14 protein-coding genes are annotated in these 17,588 nt (G+C 39.0%); 13 read left to right on the top strand and 1 reads right to left on the bottom strand.

The window, feature by feature from the left end; all coding sequences use genetic code 11:
* The first annotated feature begins 21 nt into the window (after nucleotides 1-21).
* The 7 genes from CMT41_RS16050 (at nucleotide 22) to CMT41_RS19780 (ending at nucleotide 7,271) form a co-directional block, all read left to right on the top strand.
* Nucleotides 22-924, top strand: coding sequence for an ExeA family protein (locus tag CMT41_RS16050; protein ID WP_058027822.1), 903 nt, complete (start codon nucleotides 22-24; stop codon nucleotides 922-924).
* The gene (locus tag CMT41_RS16045; protein WP_058027821.1) at nucleotides 921-2,147 is read left to right on the top strand and encodes a tetratricopeptide repeat protein; all 1,227 of its coding nucleotides are present in this window, start codon (nucleotides 921-923) and stop codon (nucleotides 2,145-2,147) included. Before CMT41_RS16050 ends, CMT41_RS16045 begins: the two co-directional genes overlap by 4 nt.
* A gap of 167 nt (nucleotides 2,148-2,314) precedes the next feature.
* Entirely contained in the window at nucleotides 2,315-4,027 is a 1,713-nt protein-coding gene (locus tag CMT41_RS16040; RefSeq protein WP_057182656.1) for a GspE/PulE family protein, read from the top strand.
* 52 nt (nucleotides 4,028-4,079) lie between these two features.
* On the top strand, nucleotides 4,080-5,309 hold the full coding sequence (locus CMT41_RS16035) for a type II secretion system F family protein (protein WP_057182654.1): 1,230 nt from the start codon (nucleotides 4,080-4,082) through the stop codon (nucleotides 5,307-5,309).
* A 10-nt stretch (nucleotides 5,310-5,319) separates the two neighbouring features.
* The gene (locus CMT41_RS16030; RefSeq protein ID WP_057182652.1) at nucleotides 5,320-5,811 is read left to right on the top strand and encodes a hypothetical protein; all 492 of its coding nucleotides are present in this window, start codon (nucleotides 5,320-5,322) and stop codon (nucleotides 5,809-5,811) included.
* 209 nt (nucleotides 5,812-6,020) lie between these two features.
* The gene (locus CMT41_RS16025) at nucleotides 6,021-6,707 is read left to right on the top strand and encodes a type II secretion system protein (RefSeq protein ID WP_057182651.1); all 687 of its coding nucleotides are present in this window, start codon (nucleotides 6,021-6,023) and stop codon (nucleotides 6,705-6,707) included.
* A 108-nt stretch (nucleotides 6,708-6,815) separates the two neighbouring features.
* On the top strand, nucleotides 6,816-7,271 hold the full coding sequence (locus CMT41_RS19780) for a type II secretion system protein (RefSeq protein ID WP_058027820.1): 456 nt from the start codon (nucleotides 6,816-6,818) through the stop codon (nucleotides 7,269-7,271).
* 268 nt (nucleotides 7,272-7,539) lie between these two features.
* Here CMT41_RS19780 and CMT41_RS16015 read toward each other — a convergent pair whose 3' ends face one another.
* Nucleotides 7,540-9,207, bottom strand: coding sequence for a PglL family O-oligosaccharyltransferase (locus CMT41_RS16015; protein WP_157466389.1), 1,668 nt, complete (start codon nucleotides 9,205-9,207; stop codon nucleotides 7,540-7,542).
* A gap of 204 nt (nucleotides 9,208-9,411) precedes the next feature.
* Here CMT41_RS16015 and CMT41_RS16010 point away from each other — a divergent pair, with 204 nt between their 5' ends.
* The 6 genes from CMT41_RS16010 (at nucleotide 9,412) to CMT41_RS15985 (ending at nucleotide 17,538) form a co-directional block, all read left to right on the top strand.
* Nucleotides 9,412-9,924, top strand: a complete 513-nt coding sequence (locus tag CMT41_RS16010) for a prepilin-type N-terminal cleavage/methylation domain-containing protein (RefSeq protein WP_058027818.1) — start codon at nucleotides 9,412-9,414, stop codon at nucleotides 9,922-9,924.
* On the top strand, nucleotides 9,905-10,492 hold the full coding sequence (locus CMT41_RS16005) for a type IV pilus modification PilV family protein (protein WP_058027817.1): 588 nt from the start codon (nucleotides 9,905-9,907) through the stop codon (nucleotides 10,490-10,492). The genes CMT41_RS16010 and CMT41_RS16005 overlap by 20 nt, the downstream gene beginning before the upstream one ends.
* Nucleotides 10,492-11,370: a PilW family protein gene (locus CMT41_RS16000; protein WP_058027816.1), complete on the top strand. Its 879-nt coding sequence runs from the start codon at nucleotides 10,492-10,494 to the stop codon at nucleotides 11,368-11,370. The genes CMT41_RS16005 and CMT41_RS16000 overlap by 1 nt, the downstream gene beginning before the upstream one ends.
* A gap of 188 nt (nucleotides 11,371-11,558) precedes the next feature.
* Nucleotides 11,559-12,131 carry a hypothetical protein gene (locus tag CMT41_RS15995; protein ID WP_058027815.1) on the top strand — a complete coding sequence of 191 codons (573 nt, stop codon included), beginning with the start codon at nucleotides 11,559-11,561 and terminating at the stop codon, nucleotides 12,129-12,131.
* Nucleotides 12,132-12,252: 121 nt separating this feature from the next.
* A complete protein-coding gene (locus tag CMT41_RS15990) occupies nucleotides 12,253-12,786 on the top strand; it encodes a hypothetical protein (protein WP_058027814.1) in 534 nt (177 codons plus the stop codon).
* On the top strand, nucleotides 12,787-17,538 hold the full coding sequence (locus CMT41_RS15985) for a LamG domain-containing protein (RefSeq protein ID WP_058027813.1): 4,752 nt from the start codon (nucleotides 12,787-12,789) through the stop codon (nucleotides 17,536-17,538).
* Nucleotides 17,539-17,588: the final 50 nt, after the last annotated feature.

The raw sequence follows: 17,588 nt of genomic DNA, 5'->3' as shown, positions 1-17,588 counted from the left end.
GACTTAATTAGTAGAATTGCTATGTATTTATATCATTTTGGCTTAGGAGAGTTACCTTTTACTCTCACTCCTAATACAAATTTTTATTTACCATTGGCGCCACATAATGAAGCCCTAGCGGTGATTTTTACCGCGCTGAAGACCGGAGAAGGCTTTATAAAGGTGGTGGGCGAAGTTGGTACCGGCAAAACATTGTTATGCCGAAAGCTACTCAATGAAATACCTGAGCATTTCATCACGGCGTATATTCCTAATCCCTATTTGAATCCGGATGAATTAAGGCGAGCGGTTGCCGTTGAACTTGGCGTTAAACAAGCACAACGTATGTCACTGCAATTACTGACTCAGCGTATTCAAACGCGCTTATTAGAGTTACATAGCCAAGGGCATTCGGTTGTGCTGATACTTGATGAAGCACAAGCGCTACCGGAAGATAGCTTAGAAGCACTGAGACTATTTACCAATTTAGAGACAGAGACACGTAAATTATTACAGGTGGTTTTATTCGCGCAACCTGAGCTTGATCAGCGTTTAGCCAAAACCGAATTTAGACAATTAAGGCAACGCATTACCTTTTCTTATAAATTAAGGCCGATGAATGCTAATGAAGTACAGCAATATATTCAACACAGATTAGTGGTTGCGGGTTATAAAGGCGCAGAACTCTTTCCCGTGGCAATTTGCAAAAAAATTTCCCGCGTGAGTCAAGGCATACCACGCTTGGTTAATGTGTTATGCCATAAAATGTTAATGCTTGCTTATGGTCAAGGACACTACAAAATGACGGTGAAATTACTTCAAGCCGCAGTAAAAGATACTGAAAGTATCGACGTGAAATCAAAGAAAAACGTGTTGGCTTTTTCCTGTTTGGCTTTATCTGCAGCCTTGATAGTGGCTTATTATACCTTGGTGGTTAAATCATGAGTGTTATTAATCAGATGTTAAACGATTTGCAGCAACGAAGTCCTGACTCAGGGGCACTTACTGCACCGCCTATTCAGCATACACAGGTCCAGTCACCGATAAAAATTGTTGTGCTAACCACATTATGCGTGCTAATTATTGGCTGGGCCAGTTTTTATATTTGGCAACTGGTCGGTGAAAATAAAGCCCTAAAAGCTGAGCAATGGTCTAATAAAGTAAACGCGGCGCAAGTTATAGCGGTGGCAACGCTCTCTTCGCCGACCGTATCTTCGGCAACAACTACACCTGCGAACATACTTCCTGTAAAAGTAGCAGCTATAGAAAACAACGTGTTAAAAGTGCTGGCAGAAAAAATAACGCCAGCTAAACCAGTGACGGCAAATACCGTACCCGCTAGGGAGGTAAAGCAGCAAACCTTGCAAGGCACTCACGCTAGAACTAATGCCATTGTTGATAATGGTGCCAGCCAAGTTACACCAGTAAAGAGAGCAGCAATTATTGTTAGTAGCGACGCTAATGTCGAAAAAAATACACATAGTCATCCACATACACCAGCAGAGCTAGAACACGCGAGTGCCGCTAAGGTGAAATCTAGCTTACAGGCTAAATCAAAACCCCAGGCAAATACCATGTCGGTGTCACGTAGGCAATTGTCGGCGGATGAACTGGCGCAACAAAAATTTGCCCTGGCTGAAAAAGCACTAGCGGAAAAGCATATAGCGAAAGCGGAGAACTTGCTTGAAGATGTGCTTATTATCAAGCCGAGTGATAGCCAAGCACGTAAAAAATTAGCGGCGTTATGGTTTGGTCGACAGGCCTATCAAGAGGCAATTAATTTACTGTCACAAGGTATTGCTCTTAATGGTAAAGACAGCAGTTTACGTGAGATACAAGCACGTATTTATTTAAAGCAGGGCCAGGCAATAGCCGCATTAAACACCTTAAAGCCGTTAGCGGACTTAAAAGATGAACAGTATCAAATTATGTTGGCCAATACCGCGCAGCATGCTCAGCAACATGAAGCGGGTATTGCAGCTTATAAAATGCTGATAACAATGTACCCTAATAAAGGGCGTTGGCAACTGGGTCTAGCGGTATTGTACGATAAAAACAGTCAATTTAGTTTAGCAAGTAAAGCTTATAAAGCAGCATTAAAAAACCATGATTTATCCATATCATCGGAGAATTTTGTTAAACAACGTATTCAGGTAATAGCACAGTAGCAAGCAAGCTTATATAGGCTGCGGGCAACTTGCTGCACCGATACTGTAGGATAAGAATAGCCCATTGACGCGAGCGGTTAAAGACGCGTTAATAAAAAGTGATTTATCTATTTCAACAGAAAATTTGTTAAGTAAAGCATACAGGCAATAGGACAGTAGGACAAATTATGGCAGCTCCAAAATTAAAGATGCGCTTAGGTGATCTATTGGTTCATGAACGTATCATATCCAATGAGCAATTAATGCAAGCGTTATCGAGTCAAAAACAAACGGGTCGAAAGCTCGGTGATACCTTAATTGAGCTTAGCTACCTTTCTGAAAGACAACTATTACAATTTTTAGCGCAGCAACTTGATGTGCCATTTTTAGATATATCACAGCATAAGATATCTGCTAATGTTGCCAGCTTACTGCCTGAAGTTCATGCTAGACGCTTAAGGGCGTTGATAATTGAAGATAGAGGCGCTTCAGTATTACTCGGTATGAGTGACCCCGCAGATTTAAGTGGCTTAGATCAATTAGAGCGCATGTTATCCCCCAAGCGGATTGAACTTGCGGTAGTGTTGGAGTCACAGATTTTTGATGCCTTTGACAGCTTATATCGTCGTACCGCTGAAATTGAATCTTTTGCCAGCCAGCTAGAAGAAGAATATGAAGAATCTTCCAGCTTTGATCTCGCTACTACTTTCCTTGATGAAGGCGGTGATGCTACGGTAGGAAAATTACTGCAATCAGTGTTTGAAGATGCCGTACAAATGCGTGCATCCGATATTCATATCGAGCCAGAAGAGCATCAATTGCGCATTCGTCAGCGAATTGATGGTGTCTTACAAGAAAAAATACTAAAAGAAAATAAAATTGCATCGGCTATGGTATTACGACTTAAGTTGATGGCCGGCCTTGATATCTCAGAAAAGCGCTTACCCCAAGATGGTCGTTTTAATTTAGAGATTAGTGGCCATAACATTGATGTACGTATGTCTACCATGCCGGTGCAGTACGGCGAGTCGGTGGTCATGCGCTTATTAGATCAATCTGCCGGTTTATTATCACTGGATCAAACGGGTATGCCAGCAGAGATGGTCAAACGTGTCCGCCAACAAATCCATAGACCACACGGTATGGTGCTAGTGACTGGGCCAACGGGTAGTGGTAAAACAACGACCTTATATGCGGCGTTAAGTGAGCTCAATGATGCGAGCAAAAAAATTATCACGGTTGAAGACCCGGTTGAGTACCGTTTACCGAGAATAAATCAAGTACAAGTGAATACTAAAATTGATTTAACCTTTTCAAGAATCTTACGATCAGCCCTACGCCAAGATCCCGATATTATGATGGTGGGCGAAATGCGTGATCAGGAAACCGTTGAAATAGGCTTGCGTGGCGCGATAACGGGTCATTTAGTTTTATCAACCTTGCATACCAATGATGCCATAACCAGTGCGCTGCGTTTAATCGATATGGGCGCGGCAGGATTTTTAGTCGGTAGTGCCTTAAGGGCGGTTGTCGCGCAACGTTTGGTTCGCAGAGTATGTGACTCTTGTGCAACTGAATACCAAGCAGATGCACAAGAAATATTATGGCTAACAAATTTAGCCGGTGAACAGGCTAAAACTAGCCAGTTTATGCACGGTAAAGGTTGTCAGTCATGTCACTATACCGGTTATAAAGGTCGAATCGGTGTTTTTGAATTACTTGAAATGAATGAAGGCATGATGGCGGCGTTAAAACGCAATGATAGTGAAGCTTTTGGTAAGTTAGCCAAAGAAAGTCCTGGTTTTACTCCGCTAGCGCAAGCAGCTTTTGCCTATGCTGTGGATGGCATCACTACCGTAGAAGAAGTGTTACGTTTGGTAGAAACAATTGATATTAATTAATCACTACAATGATTAATTAGGCAATAACCTATATTAGAACATAGAGATATTAATGGCGTCATTTAATTATACAGGGCGAAATGCCAACGGTAGCCAAGTAAAAGACAGTATTGATGCTGTCAATTTAGCGGCGGCGGCTGATAAATTATTCAAAAAAGGTATAACGCCTATCTCTATTGTTGCTTCTGTGCAAGGTAGTAAGAGTGCTGGTAGTACCGATATATTTGAATTACTCAATAATGGTCGGGTTTCCTTAGAAGAATTGATTGTGTTTTGTCGGCAAATGTATGCCTTAATGCGCTCTGGTGTGCCTATTTTACGGGCAATTAATGGCATGGTTGAATCGGCAAATTCAATAACGCTTAAAAAAGCACTCACCGATATAGGTAAACAGCTTGAAGGTGGTTATAGCTTTTCTTCAGCACTTAATCATCATCCAAAAATTTTTGACCACCTCTTTGTTTCTTTGGTGCATGTTGGTGAAAATACCGGTCAATTAGATGGCTCTTTCTTAAAGTTAACCACCTACCTTGAACGAGAGTTAGATACGCGTAAACGCATTAAAGCTGCTTTACGTTATCCGAGTATGGTGCTGATGGCGCTAGCGGCAGCTGTGGTAATTTTAAATATTTTTGTTATTCCAACTTTTGCCAATATGTTTTCTCGATTAGGAGCCGACTTGCCACTGGCGACACAATTCATTATTGCTAGCTCTAACTTATTTATAAACTATTGGTTTTATATGTTCCTTGCCGCCATTTTGACTATTGGGATGATCAAGCAGTCACTAAAAACTAAGCAAGGACGCTATCAGTGGGATAGGCGTAAGATCAAAATCCCAATTATTGGCAGTATTATAGAACGCTCGATATTAGCGCGTTTTTCCCATAGTTTTGCCATTGTGCTAAAAGCGGGCGTACCCATGACTACAGCCTTAACCTTGGTTGCTGACGCGGTAGATAATAGCTATATGCAGGATAAAATTGCCTCCATGCGTCAGAGCATTGAAAGTGGTGAAAGCTTATTACGCTCGGCTGTGGCCAGTAATTTATTTACCCCCTTAGTATTACAAATGTTGGCAGTTGGTGAAGAAACGGGTCGGGTTGACGAATTATTGGCCGAAGTTGGCGATTATTACGAGCGAGAAGTTGACTATGATTTAGCCACCTTAACCGCACGAATTGAGCCGTTATTATTAGTGGTAGTTGCGGCAATGGTCTTAGTGTTAGCGCTGGGTATTTTTACGCCAATGTGGGATATGGCTTCGGCTATGCAAGGTTAGCAGTAAGCTTATGGAAAAAACACCTAACCATGCTGAAAAAAAGCAAGGCTCAACCATTGAGTTTGTGATTGTTATTGTCATTATTGCTGTATTGATGAAGTTATTATTAGATCTTTTTTTTAGCCAGCAAGAGAAAATAACTAATATTGCTTTTGTTGGCTTAGCGCAAAATTTCACCAGTAAAATCAATGTTATCCATGGGCAATGGTTAATGGATAAACAGCCTGATATTGTGGTGTTAAATCGTTTAAACAGTACAGAAAAACAATATGTTCAGGTGAATAAATCGGGTTGGGTTGATAGTGACCATACCAGCTTGGCTTGCCATAAAATTTGGCAGCAAACATTAGCCATGCCACTACAAGTGGTTAAATCACCAGTGGTAGCGATTGAAATTCATAATAAAACGATTAAAAACGGTCGCTTATGTCGATATAGTATTGCTAATGGGCAATCTTTTGATTATCGTAGTGATACAGGGAAAGTTAAGCAGGTACATTAATTATTCTACGGAATAATTAATGCGCATTAAAATGTTTATAGAGTAATTTATTGAGTACTCCAACTAATTACTTATATTCGACATTGAAAAGTGGTTTGCCGCTGATCATAATGTTAATATTATGTTTATAGGCAGCTGAAGATATAAATTTGCAGCTAAAGCTTATCGAGTAAAACTCAAAGCATTAGTTGATATAAAAGGTTATCTCAATGATAAAAAGCATTTCCCACCAAGGCATTGTCCAAAATAGTCATGATCAGATTGGCGTTCGCAAATCTAAGCAGGCGGGCTTTACCTTAATTGAATTAGTTATTGTTGTCGTAATTTTAGGTTTTTTGGCAGCAACCGCTATCCCTAAATTTATCGACTTAACTGAACAAGCTAAGCAGGCCAATATTGAAGCTATGGCCGGTGGTTTTGCTACAGGCGTGTCATTAGCCCGTTCGCAATGGGAAGCTGAGGCTCGTCCAAAAGATACTGACGGTGTCAATTTGGTTAATTATGATGGCACCATAGTTTACTTAACCAGTGAAGACAACAGCACATCACCAACGATTAGCCCAGGTTATATTGTTGGTACTGATAGTGGTAATGGTATAAACGGTAAAACCATGGCAGTAGTTGACTGTATTGCAGTATGGAATAGCTTATTACAACAGCCACCTTTATTGGCCAGTAGTGTTACCGAGATAAATGATGACGGTGGTTTTAGGTATTTAGCCAATGTCTCTGGGAGTGGCGCTTCGACTCTATGTCATTACCATTTGAAAGAGACGTTAACACGCGATAGTAATGGCGCTTACCTTGCACCATCACCGTTAACCGGTGTTGGCAATAGCTTTAGTTATCAACCAGCCAATAGCTCGGTAATCATATATATTAATAATAAACCGTAAAGGCTAAAAAAAATATTGCCGTATGTATCCACTGCGGTATAGATTTGATAAACCTTTTTTAAATTAAATTAAATTAAATTAATTTTGTTCGTAAATTGAGGAAAAAGCATGAAAAGTAGTATGAATGTAAAAGCACATCAACAGGGTTTTACCTTAATTGAATTGGTAGTTGTCATTGTTATTCTAGGTATTTTAGCGGTAACAGCCGTGCCAAAATTTATTGATTTAACTGGCGATGCTAAAGCCTCTACCATAGAAGCGGTAAAAGGCTCACTAAACTCAGCTGCTGATATGGCGCATGCCAAAGCACTGGTTGCTGGTAAAACTACGGGTGATATAAGTATTGCGGGTAAAACTATTACTCTTGTACATGGTTACCCTGATGCCGCATCTATAAATTCATTAATGGATATCGATGGTGACTTCACTTATATCACATCGGGTAGTGGTACAACCTATTCACATTCTAAAGCAACTTCTGCTGCTGGTTGTGTAGCTTCATATGATGATGCGGCTGATGAGTTTAATAAGCCAGTTATTGCGAGTATTACTACTGATTGTTAATATCTCTTTGAGCTATTAAGTCGTATTTATAAAATCAAAGCCGAGTTAGCCTCGGCTTTTTTGTACTTGTTATTTGCTTGATTTTATATTGCAGCAATGAGCTGATGTCAAGTTGAGCAATGGGGTGGTGGCATGTGGATTGAAAATTAATATAGCTGCTTATTGATGATTATATTGTTTTGCCATCACATCACGAATCTTTGATAAAGAATATACACCAAAGTTTACCAGGCAATAATTGCTTGCTAGCTTGAGTCTGAAAAGTAAATCACTTATCAATTTTATCTCTTGGTATTATACTCGTGTGCCAATTTGTTTTTTGTGGGTAGGTACGCTTAGCCTCAGTGAGTAATAATTGATACGCTTCAGTTTGGTCTAATATTTTTAATACTAATAAGCTATTTAAATATAGGCCTTCTCTAGGGGTGTGCTTGATACGTTTTAGTGCCCAATACAAGTAGCGTTTAAGTTTGTTAGCATTCTTTTCATGTAAACCCTCAATTAAAATATGCTCAAATACAATAGCACCTAAGTGACTTTGCCAAGCAATAGGGTTAATAATATCTTTTAGCCTTTCGAATGCTTGTGTGCTGTGAGGGTTCTTTTTATGTTCTACCAATATGTGAGCGGTATGTAATGTGGTTAGTAAAAACGGGATAAAAATACTGGGAATCAAAAGTGCAAAAAAACGTATTAGGAACGTTTTAGGGCAAGATATACTTCGATAGCTTTCATCGTCAGCAAGCGCAAAGCGATCTACCAGCCACAACATAATTAAAAACACCAACCAATGACTAATACTGCTATAAAAAGGAAATTCTAACTGTATATGTAACAGTAAAGGAAATATTAAAGCTAATACAGCTAAGCTTTTATGTAGTTGAATTTTACGCCATGTAAAAATATAACCAATGGTAAAAAATACAAAGGCAATTAAGGCAATTAAGCCGCCTTCAACTACCCAAAAAAGCACTTCATTGTGTGGGTGAGATAAATTAGTAATAGTATTGCCTATCTCAGGATTCTCTATTACGTATTTGTTGAAGTGATCAATAAAGCTACGTTCAAAACCACCATAGCCGTAACCAATCAATGGCTTTGTTTTGATCATATCAGCACTAACAATAAATATTACATCACGAACGCCGACATTTTCATAAGTCTGTTCACCTCGGATAGGAATAGCAGAGTTTTCAAGACATATTGTTGCGCTTAGTGCGGCAATAGCGATAACAGCAAAGTTAGTGACTAACTGCTTTTTGTTCTTTTGATATATATAAGGCGCAGTGAGTGCAAGCACCGCGATTGCTCCGACAAAACCGGTACGAGATTGCAGTAATATTAGTAAAAAGCTAGTAACAAATAGGCTAACGAGTATTAGACTAGTGAATAGTCGTTTACTTTGAAATATCTTGTTTTTAACTGATAGAAACAAGGCAATGACTAAACCGGTAGCCATAAAACTTGCCATAACGTTAGGTTGAATGAAAACCCCGTGTGGTCGGCTACTACCAACAATATAACCACCCCAGAATCCTTGTTCGAACAGAAAAAACTGCACAAGGCCAAAACAAGCTTCAATAATTACTGCCAGTAGAATTAGTGCAAGTAATTGCAGGGCTACGAGCTTTGACAGCTGAAATTGATAAAGTGAAAACAGAAAAAGTAATCCGCCAACTAAAGCGAGAATGCGTGGGATGGCATGATCGGTAAATTCGAACTGGTAAAATACCGGAACGATCAAACAAGCCACGCCTAAGCTAAGCCATAATAGCATCTTGCTATAGTAGATTTTCTTATTTAAAGTGATTTGCCACAGGCCTAATGAGATAAGGATTACGGTAATTAGCCAAGCAATTACATTATAGGAATAATATAAACCAACACCGCCTGGGGTATCTAAAATAACATGCATGCCGACAATGAAATAAAGCACGAGGAAAAATTTATAGTAGGGTAATAGCGACAAAATAAGCTCGGCGTGGCAAATGCGATGGCTGAGTATACAATCTATAGCTAAAGTGTTGTAAGATAATAACTATATTATTATTGGTAACTTGATTGTTTTTTGTGTTGATATTTATGATGCTAGTTATGTTGATACTTTCTGTGGATAAAGCGCTAGAGGCAATAGAGAAACATGGTAAATAGTAAAGGTTTTACTTTAATCGAATTAATTGTCGTAATAATCCTTATTTCGATTTTAGCGGTATCAGTTGCGCCAAAATTTGATGGTACTTCTAGCTATGAAGCCCATACCCATAGAGCACAACTTATCTCGGCCTTGCGTTTAACTCAACAGCGCGCCATGCAGCAAACGAATACCGCTGATGGCTATTGTCATCAAATAGTTTTTGATGACGTAGAAAGTCGCTATGGCATTCCCAATCGCATTGATTGTACGCAAACGGATCCAGTATTCTTACCTGGTTGGCAAGCCGACGCTACCGGTCATACAGTTGATAGCCGTTATCAAATTACTTTCAATATTGATGGTCAAGATAACCCACAAACAGTCGGTTTTGATTGGATGGGGCGACCTACTGAATCTTGTGATGGCGGCTGTAAAATTAATGTTATCAGGCCCGGCGAGAAGTCTTTAATCATTACCATAGAAGAGGAGGGTTATATTCATGTTTTTGACCTCCCATAAATATCAAAGTAATCTTCACTGCAAAAATAAGTTAAGGGCTCCGCAAGGTTTTACTTTAATTGAACTTATTGTTGGCATTGTCGTGTTAACGATATCGTTAAGTATAGTCAGCACCTTAATCGCACCAGCAGAAGAAAAAAGTGCTGATAATGTGTTGCAAATCAAAGCGTCGAAACTTGGCCAGAGTTTGATGAGTGACATTATTAGTCGTGCTTTTGATCACAATTCTGACATGGCTGGTGGCCTAGTACGCTGCGGTGAGACTGATGCGCCAGCATGCACTGCAATTTTAGGTCCTGAGGATGGTCTTGGAGGTCGAGTTGATGCAGATGAGGATAGCCGAAGTCAGTATAATGATGTTGATGACTTTGATGGTTTTTCTGAAAAAATAAACTCTATTGATGGTGAACTTGATGGTGGTTATAACGAGTTTTTTATTGCTGTCAGTGTCAGATATGCAGGTGCTGATTTAGGTTTGGCAAACACTTTAGTAAAACGCATCACGGTAACTGTGACCACACCTTTAGGTACAGCCATTGAATTTACCAGTCATAAGGCTAACTTTTGATGATGTATTTTAAAAATAAATTTAGCATCATTAGTAGAAAAGCTAGCCGAGGCTTTACTCTGATTGAGCTGGTATTAGTTATTATTATCTTAGGCATTATGGCTACGGGTATTAGTGGCTTTATCAGCTTATCGACACAAACCTATTTGAATGCCACAAACCGTGATGAGTTAATAGGTAACGCTCGATTTGTTATCGAAAGGTTAAGCCGAGAATTACGTAATGCAGTGCCCAATAGTATACGTATTCAATCTTGGTATGGAGACCGAGTGCAGTGTATTGAATTTACTCCCATTGTTGCCAGTACTATTTATACTGATATTCCAGTTCTACCTGAACTTGCCAGTAAAACACTGTCGGTAATCCCCTTTAATGGCGCTGATGGTAATCCCTATCAATGTGATAGTGCTACGGGTTGTACCGATAAAGTTACTGTGTATCCGCTAAATAAAGATGATATTTATGATGATTATACCTCTAAAGATGGCAAAATATTTCGAATTGATAACATTGATACCAGCGTAACGCCATGGAAAATTAATATTCTTAATATTACAGAGATTACTTTTGATGAAGATTCTCCTACTCAACGATTGTACATAACAAAAGAGGCCATTAGCTATTGCACCATGCCTGTTCCCCCAGCTAATACTGTAACGATGGTACGCTTTAACGATGACATTAATGATGGAGATCAGGTGATTCCATTTAAGCAACGCTACTATATGGCCGGTTATTTGGTTGATGGTCACCTCGTCTTTAATTATCAGCCAGCGACTTTGAAACGAAATGCGGTAGTGCAAATAAATCTGCAGTTTACTAAAGAGGACGAGAAATATGTATTTTCTCATGAAGTACATATCAATAATGTTCCCTAAGTCATTGGGCACTTATTCAATAGCTAGCGTGTAAATTAGTGTCTGATTTTTTTACATAGTTAAGGGTTTGGAATAACGCCTTGTTAATAATTGTATTGTTATCAATAGATTGTTTTTTTGGAACGTTTATTGCTTACACTCATCCAGATGATAACACCTGTAATAAAATTTAATTAAAGAGACTTATTTTGAAGTTATTAAAAGTATTAACCTTAGCGGTATGTTTATCAGTAAGTGCTTTAGCAAATGCAACTTTAATGTTAACAGATAATGATTACATTACTGTTGATCATAATGGTATCGATTTAGATTGGGCTTGGGTGTCAAATTTTAATGTACAATATTATTATCAAGACGGCGTACTTTTAAATGAATTCTATGCACCAACAGCTATCACTGGCTGGCGTCTAGCTAATACATCTGAGAGTGATTTTTTTAAAGCAAATATAACATTATTAAACTTTCAAAATAATGAGACAGGTGATTATAAAAATGCGATTCGTTTCTTTAATTCTAATGTAGACACAGGTTATAGTTTGTCTGATTTTGAGATTGGTAACATTGCTTTTGACTATCATGAAAATGTTATTGCGGATGCAGTATTTAATTATTATGATTATGCTACCCATGATACTTTCTACGTACGTAATTCTCTGCCCCAAGCTCCAGCACCAAAACCCATTCCTGAGCCGTTTACTATTACCCTTTTTGCAATTGCTCTCATTGCTTTGCAAATCAAGATGAGTAAAAAATCAGCTTAATCTTTTTTTCTATTTTTATAAATGCTATAGCTTCAATCAAAGCCCCGTTTTACGGGGCTTTTTTTATGCTTTATATTGCAAAAATAAGTGCTTAACGTTATCTTTGTAGTAACTTTTTCATATGAATTGTAACCCTAACGCCAATATGTCTATTCGCTATCAGCATTTGCCTGAAATAAAAGCGTGCACTTACTTAGCTTATAGTTCTAAACAGCAAGGTAGCTCGCTAATACTAGCCTTGTTTGTCATCATTATATTGACCTTATTGGGCAGTGTTTTAATGCGCATGATCTCCACCAGTAGTGAAACAGTTTCTCAAGAGATATTAGGAACTCGCGCTTATATGGCGGCTAATTCGGCTATGCAAGCTGAGTTACAGTTATTATTCCCTTTCAATGTAACTTCATCTGACACTTGTGATACAGCATTTACCGATAAACCATATGATTTACAAACTGCTTTCGGTGAAGATATCCCGGGTCTTTATGACTGTGAAGCCACAACAAGTTGTGAAAATTACCACACAGGACTCGATGGCACAAAATATTACCGCTTAACCAGCACCGGCGAATGTGGCAGTGGTGTTATGGATGCTAATAGCAAGGTTATCGTTAAAAGCAGTCGCACCATTCAAGTTGAAGCGAGGAGTTTGTAGATGGATAATTACATTAAAATACTCTGCTTTTCTTTACTGTTATTAAGCACACAAGTTTTTGCTATTTGTTCTCAATATATGGGGCTAGCAACCTTAAATGAAGCGGGCAGTGTAGGGTTTATTGAAATAAAGTTGCTAGATAGTTCTATTTCTGAAGGTACCTACACTACTTGGAAAGTGAAAATATGTAAGGAAAAGGGAAATAAAAATGAATGTACTAGTGAACTACCTTTAAGTGTATCAACAACCCTCCCGTATATTGTTGTAGCAACAAGCTTTATTCCAACGAATAAAGGTTTTGATGTTCTTCTAACAGATGCTCTTGGCGAAACAATCGATTATTTAAGTGTTGGCTATATGGCACAGCAAAGTTTGAATGATACTATATGCCTTACATATGATTGGGATGCAACAGAGTCAAACTCTCACGATTACCGTCGTATGCCTGATGGCACTGGATATTGGGGTAATTCGGGTAATGGCAACTCAGGAGGAAATACTGGCGGAGCTCCAAATGAAGATACACCACTAAGTTGTGATGTTGTATTTCCAGGAGGCCAACCATTCGCGGGCAGTGGCTCTATTGTCACTGGCTCAAATAGGCCTTTATGTTATGTTAATGGTAATTGGGTAAACTGTGCTTTTGAAGACTTTACCTCGGTTGGCTCGATAAACCTTGACTCAAACCTTGGTAGTTTTCCTGATTTATCTGATAGCTGGACATTTACTGATGCCGAATATAACTTTTATAACGCGGCTCCTGATAACGAAAACTATCGTTTAATAACCTCAGGCGGCACTAGCGCTATTTACATATCTGGTAATGCTGTTTTCAAAAAAGGCGTAGGTTTAAATGTGCCTTTCTTAGGTACAGGTAACCCGTCTGAATTACTGATAGTAGTTGATGGCAATTTAAAGATAGAAGAAAATGCAGTAGTTTATGGCTTTATTTACGTTAATGGTGATGTGGTCCTAGAAAAAGGTATTACCTTTAACGGTGCGGTTTCAGCATCAGGTAGCTTTGATGTAAAAGAAGGTGGCCGTTATACCTTTGATTCATCAATGTTAGATGACTTTGACCCTCATGGTTTTTGTGAGCCTGTTGTACCCACAGGAACTCTGCTGGCATTACATAGATTTGAACAAACTAATATTTCCACCCAAATAGATGATACCAGCGGCTTAGATAATCATGCTGAGAATATTTTTGGTGGTTTATCGACTGTAAACGGTAAGTATTGTCGTGGTTTTGAAAGTGAAAGCTGGAACGATTATAACGGCATAACGGATTCTTTTCGTTCTAGTTTAGATGTTAATGACCATATAGGGCTAAAAGGCACAATAAGCTTTTGGTTTAACAGTAGAATTGATTGGGACCAAGGGCAAGAACGGGTATTGTTTGATGCTAGCTCAGGAAGTAATGTAACTGATAAATACTTTGTCTTTGAAATTCAGCAAGATGGCCGATTAAAATTTGCCTTTGAAGACTCGGTTGATAGAGATTTTATTTTAGTTGAGCCATCAATAACTAACAGAGTCGCTGATACTTGGTATTATTTGACGGTAACCTGGGATTATCTTGCCAATGATTTTGCCATTTATGTTGATGGAACACTACAAATTCAGCAAAGTAGAAATACCAATGGTGCTATGGGGGAACTCAAGCAAATAGTCTTTGGTGATAATGCTTCTAATTATACCCAAACAGGAAATTCAAATATAGCTTCACCGTATTCTTCACGTGGTAATTATGATGAAGTAAGAATTTATAATAAAGTGCTTACGTTGAGCGAAATTCAAACGGATATGAATGATGATAATGGCTGTGCGGCTGAACTTGTTGCTTACTATCAGATGGATGAACTTAGCTGGAATGGCAGCAGTGGTGAAGTTGTAAGTCAACTTGGTACATTACACGGCACGGCGGTTGGTGGCTTGAGTACCGATAGGGTTAACCCTGCAAGGGTCGGCAACCCAGGTACTTGTGGCTATGGATACTTTGATGGTGTTAATGATTTTGTACAAATAGCACACGATGATAGCTTAAGCTTCACTAACGAATTCACCATTTCAACTTGGATATATCCTACTAAGTTACCGTCATCAGGCTTGATGACGATTTTATCTAAAGATACAAACTATGAATTTCATGTTACGCCGGATGGTGAAATTTACTGGTGGTGGAATGATGCGACTGGCGCCGCACGTTCTTTTAACAGCTCAGGCGCAAATATTACTGCTAATAACTGGTACCACATAGCTATTACTTATAAAGATGGCGAGCAAGTTATCTATGTTAATGGTGTTAATAAAGGGCAGGATAATCAATCGACTAATTTGTTCTCGAATACTGATCCACTGCAAATAGGGCAAGATCAGTACTTTTCAGGTCGATATTTCCAAGGCGGAATTGATGAAGTTAAATTATATAGTGGTGCATTATCTGCTACCGAAATTGATGCTATCTATCAAGAAGTTCACCTGTGTGATAGTTATATAGATCACTTCGAAGTTAGCACCCAAAACGGGCAAGGTCTGACTTGTGAGCAAGATATCATTACCATTAAAGCCTGTGCGGATGCTGCTTGTAGTCCTTACCTTGATGAAGCAAATGTAGTGCTATCAGTGACCGATAGCAGTAATAACGTGGTGTTAAATAAAAACGTTACATTTGTTGGGGGCGAAATTGATGTTAGTTATATTCATACCAAACAAGAAGATGTAACTTTAAGTCTAGATCAAGCGTATGAATGCACCTATGGTGCCCCGGCAACTTGTGAAGTGGTTTTTACTGATGCAGGCTTTAGGTTTGTCTCTGTTGCCTCAGGTAGTACCCTACTACCGCTACAGCTTTCAGGTAAACCATCAACTATTGGCTACAATGCCGATGTTTTAAAAGTTGAAGCGGTGAAAACGGATAACTCTGGCGCTTGTGCTCCTTTATTGATAACAGGCTCGGTTATAGATATGGCAGCCAGTTATCAAACCCCTAATACGGGCACCAAAGTAGTAAACATATCAGGAACTGATATTGGCACTGCCCCAGTGAGTACAGCTTTTAATAGCTTACCTTTTACGGACGTGGCTTTAGACTTTGGCGGTGTTAGCCAACATAGTGCCGAATTTGTTTTTACTTATGCTGATGCTGGCGCAATGCAATTACATGCCCGTTTTGAATTACCTGATGATGATGGTAATCCATCAGGTGAATTCATAACGGGTAGCTCTAACTCAATATATGTGCGGCCATTTGCCTTTGATATTTTTGTTGATAAAAACTTACCCACAAATGATATCGATTATAAAATTAATCCTGCAGCAACTGATGGTAACGGAAGCTCTGCAGATGTTTTTACCGTCGCAGGCGGTGAGATAAGAATTAGTACTCGAGCAATTGCTTGGCAGGCAGGTGATGATGCCAATAATAACGGTTTAGCCGATCAAGGTGAGGATTTAACCACAAACCCCACTACGGCAAACTTTACTGATGTGACCTTAACTAGTTTGACTCATGGATTGGTAGCGCCCTCAACCGGTGTATTGGGAGAATTAACTTTAACTGGAGCAGACTTTAGCTTGGGGATTAACGTTGATACTGGTACTTATGATGAAGTAGGTATTATTTCTTTAGCGGCTTTAAAAGAAAATTATTTAGCCGCAGATATTAATATTGACGGTTTTGCTCCTTATGTTGGCCGCTTTACTCCAGCTTACTTTACTCAAACGGTTAATGATCACGGTACTTTAAATGCCATTCATTATGATACTTGTCAGATGAATAGTTGGGTATATGCAGGACAAACTCGGGATAGAAGTGGCAGTACTGTTGGTGCAATTTCATATGATGATTTTTCATCTCCAATCATAAATATAACTGCATTTAATCTTGATGGTGATATCACCCAGAATTATACAAAACCGGGCTTTATGAAGCTAACAGCGTCAGGGATCACAATTCCTGCGCCAATAGCAGATGATGCCATGTCTCGTCTTTATCCAGATGGAAACGATGAAAAAGTACACTTGAGTGCAAATATGAGTGCTGGTGATGCGCCAATGGCAAGTGGTACTAATGGCGTTGTCTCATACACATTTAATGAGCAAGATCATTTTATTTATGAACATAATAAGCATTCAAAGCTGCAAGCTTTCCCGGCCAATATCCCCTTCCTTGTTACAGGGGTGGAAGATACAGACGAGGTAAGACTCTATAGTGGCAGTGATACAAATATTATTGCTACAGAGAAAGTCATTACTTCCGGAGTTGAAATACGTTTTGGCCGTTGGTTACTTGCAAACAGTTATGGCCCTGAAACCTCAATTTTACCGGTAACTATGCGCACTCAACACTTTAATGGCACAACTTTTATCGATAATGAGCAAGAAAACTGTCTTATTCCTGAAATCGGCGACATAGAGAATACTGGTAATATTGGTGATGGAGGCATGGAACTTTGGCATTATCGCTTAGCCGATATTGGCGGTCCTGATAATTTATTGCCAAGTCACACCACTCCGAGTGTAGAAGCTAGAAGTTTTGTCAGTGGTTTATATCAGTCGTTATTGTTTTCAGCGCCAGGCGATGGTCGTCAAGGAAGTTTATCATTTGAGTATCAAGTGCCAACTTGGCTGCAATATGATTGGAATAATGATGATAACTTTACCAATAACCCAACCACGACTCTTACCTTTGGTATTTTCCGCGGTAATGACCGTATTATTTATCAGCGTGAGATAGACAAAATAAACTAGTTTTATCTGTGGTATTAAAAATGAGACTAAGGTCTCATTTTTTTATACTT

Source organism: Colwellia sp. MT41 (genome assembly GCF_001444365.1).
Lineage (GTDB): Bacteria > Pseudomonadota > Gammaproteobacteria > Enterobacterales > Alteromonadaceae > Colwellia > Colwellia marinimaniae.
This window is presented reverse-complemented; position numbering and strand designations above follow the sequence as displayed.

Bases quoted from the DNA above. Each gene is read 5' to 3' on its own strand.
- CMT41_RS16050 (WP_058027822.1), top strand. From the start codon at position 22: ATGTATTTATATCATTTTGGCTTAGGAGAGTTACCTTTTACTCTCACT.
- CMT41_RS16045 (WP_058027821.1), top strand. From the start codon at position 921: ATGAGTGTTATTAATCAGATGTTAAACGATTTGCAGCAACGAAGTCCT.
- CMT41_RS16040 (WP_057182656.1), top strand. From the start codon at position 2,315: ATGGCAGCTCCAAAATTAAAGATGCGCTTAGGTGATCTATTGGTTCAT.
- CMT41_RS16035 (WP_057182654.1), top strand. From the start codon at position 4,080: ATGGCGTCATTTAATTATACAGGGCGAAATGCCAACGGTAGCCAAGTA.
- CMT41_RS16030 (WP_057182652.1), top strand. From the start codon at position 5,320: ATGGAAAAAACACCTAACCATGCTGAAAAAAAGCAAGGCTCAACCATT.
- CMT41_RS16025 (WP_057182651.1), top strand. From the start codon at position 6,021: ATGATAAAAAGCATTTCCCACCAAGGCATTGTCCAAAATAGTCATGAT.
- CMT41_RS19780 (WP_058027820.1), top strand. From the start codon at position 6,816: ATGAAAAGTAGTATGAATGTAAAAGCACATCAACAGGGTTTTACCTTA.
- CMT41_RS16010 (WP_058027818.1), top strand. From the start codon at position 9,412: ATGGTAAATAGTAAAGGTTTTACTTTAATCGAATTAATTGTCGTAATA.
- CMT41_RS16005 (WP_058027817.1), top strand. From the start codon at position 9,905: ATGTTTTTGACCTCCCATAAATATCAAAGTAATCTTCACTGCAAAAAT.
- CMT41_RS16000 (WP_058027816.1), top strand. From the start codon at position 10,492: ATGATGTATTTTAAAAATAAATTTAGCATCATTAGTAGAAAAGCTAGC.
- CMT41_RS15990 (WP_058027814.1), top strand. From the start codon at position 12,253: ATGAATTGTAACCCTAACGCCAATATGTCTATTCGCTATCAGCATTTG.
- CMT41_RS15985 (WP_058027813.1), top strand. From the start codon at position 12,787: ATGGATAATTACATTAAAATACTCTGCTTTTCTTTACTGTTATTAAGC.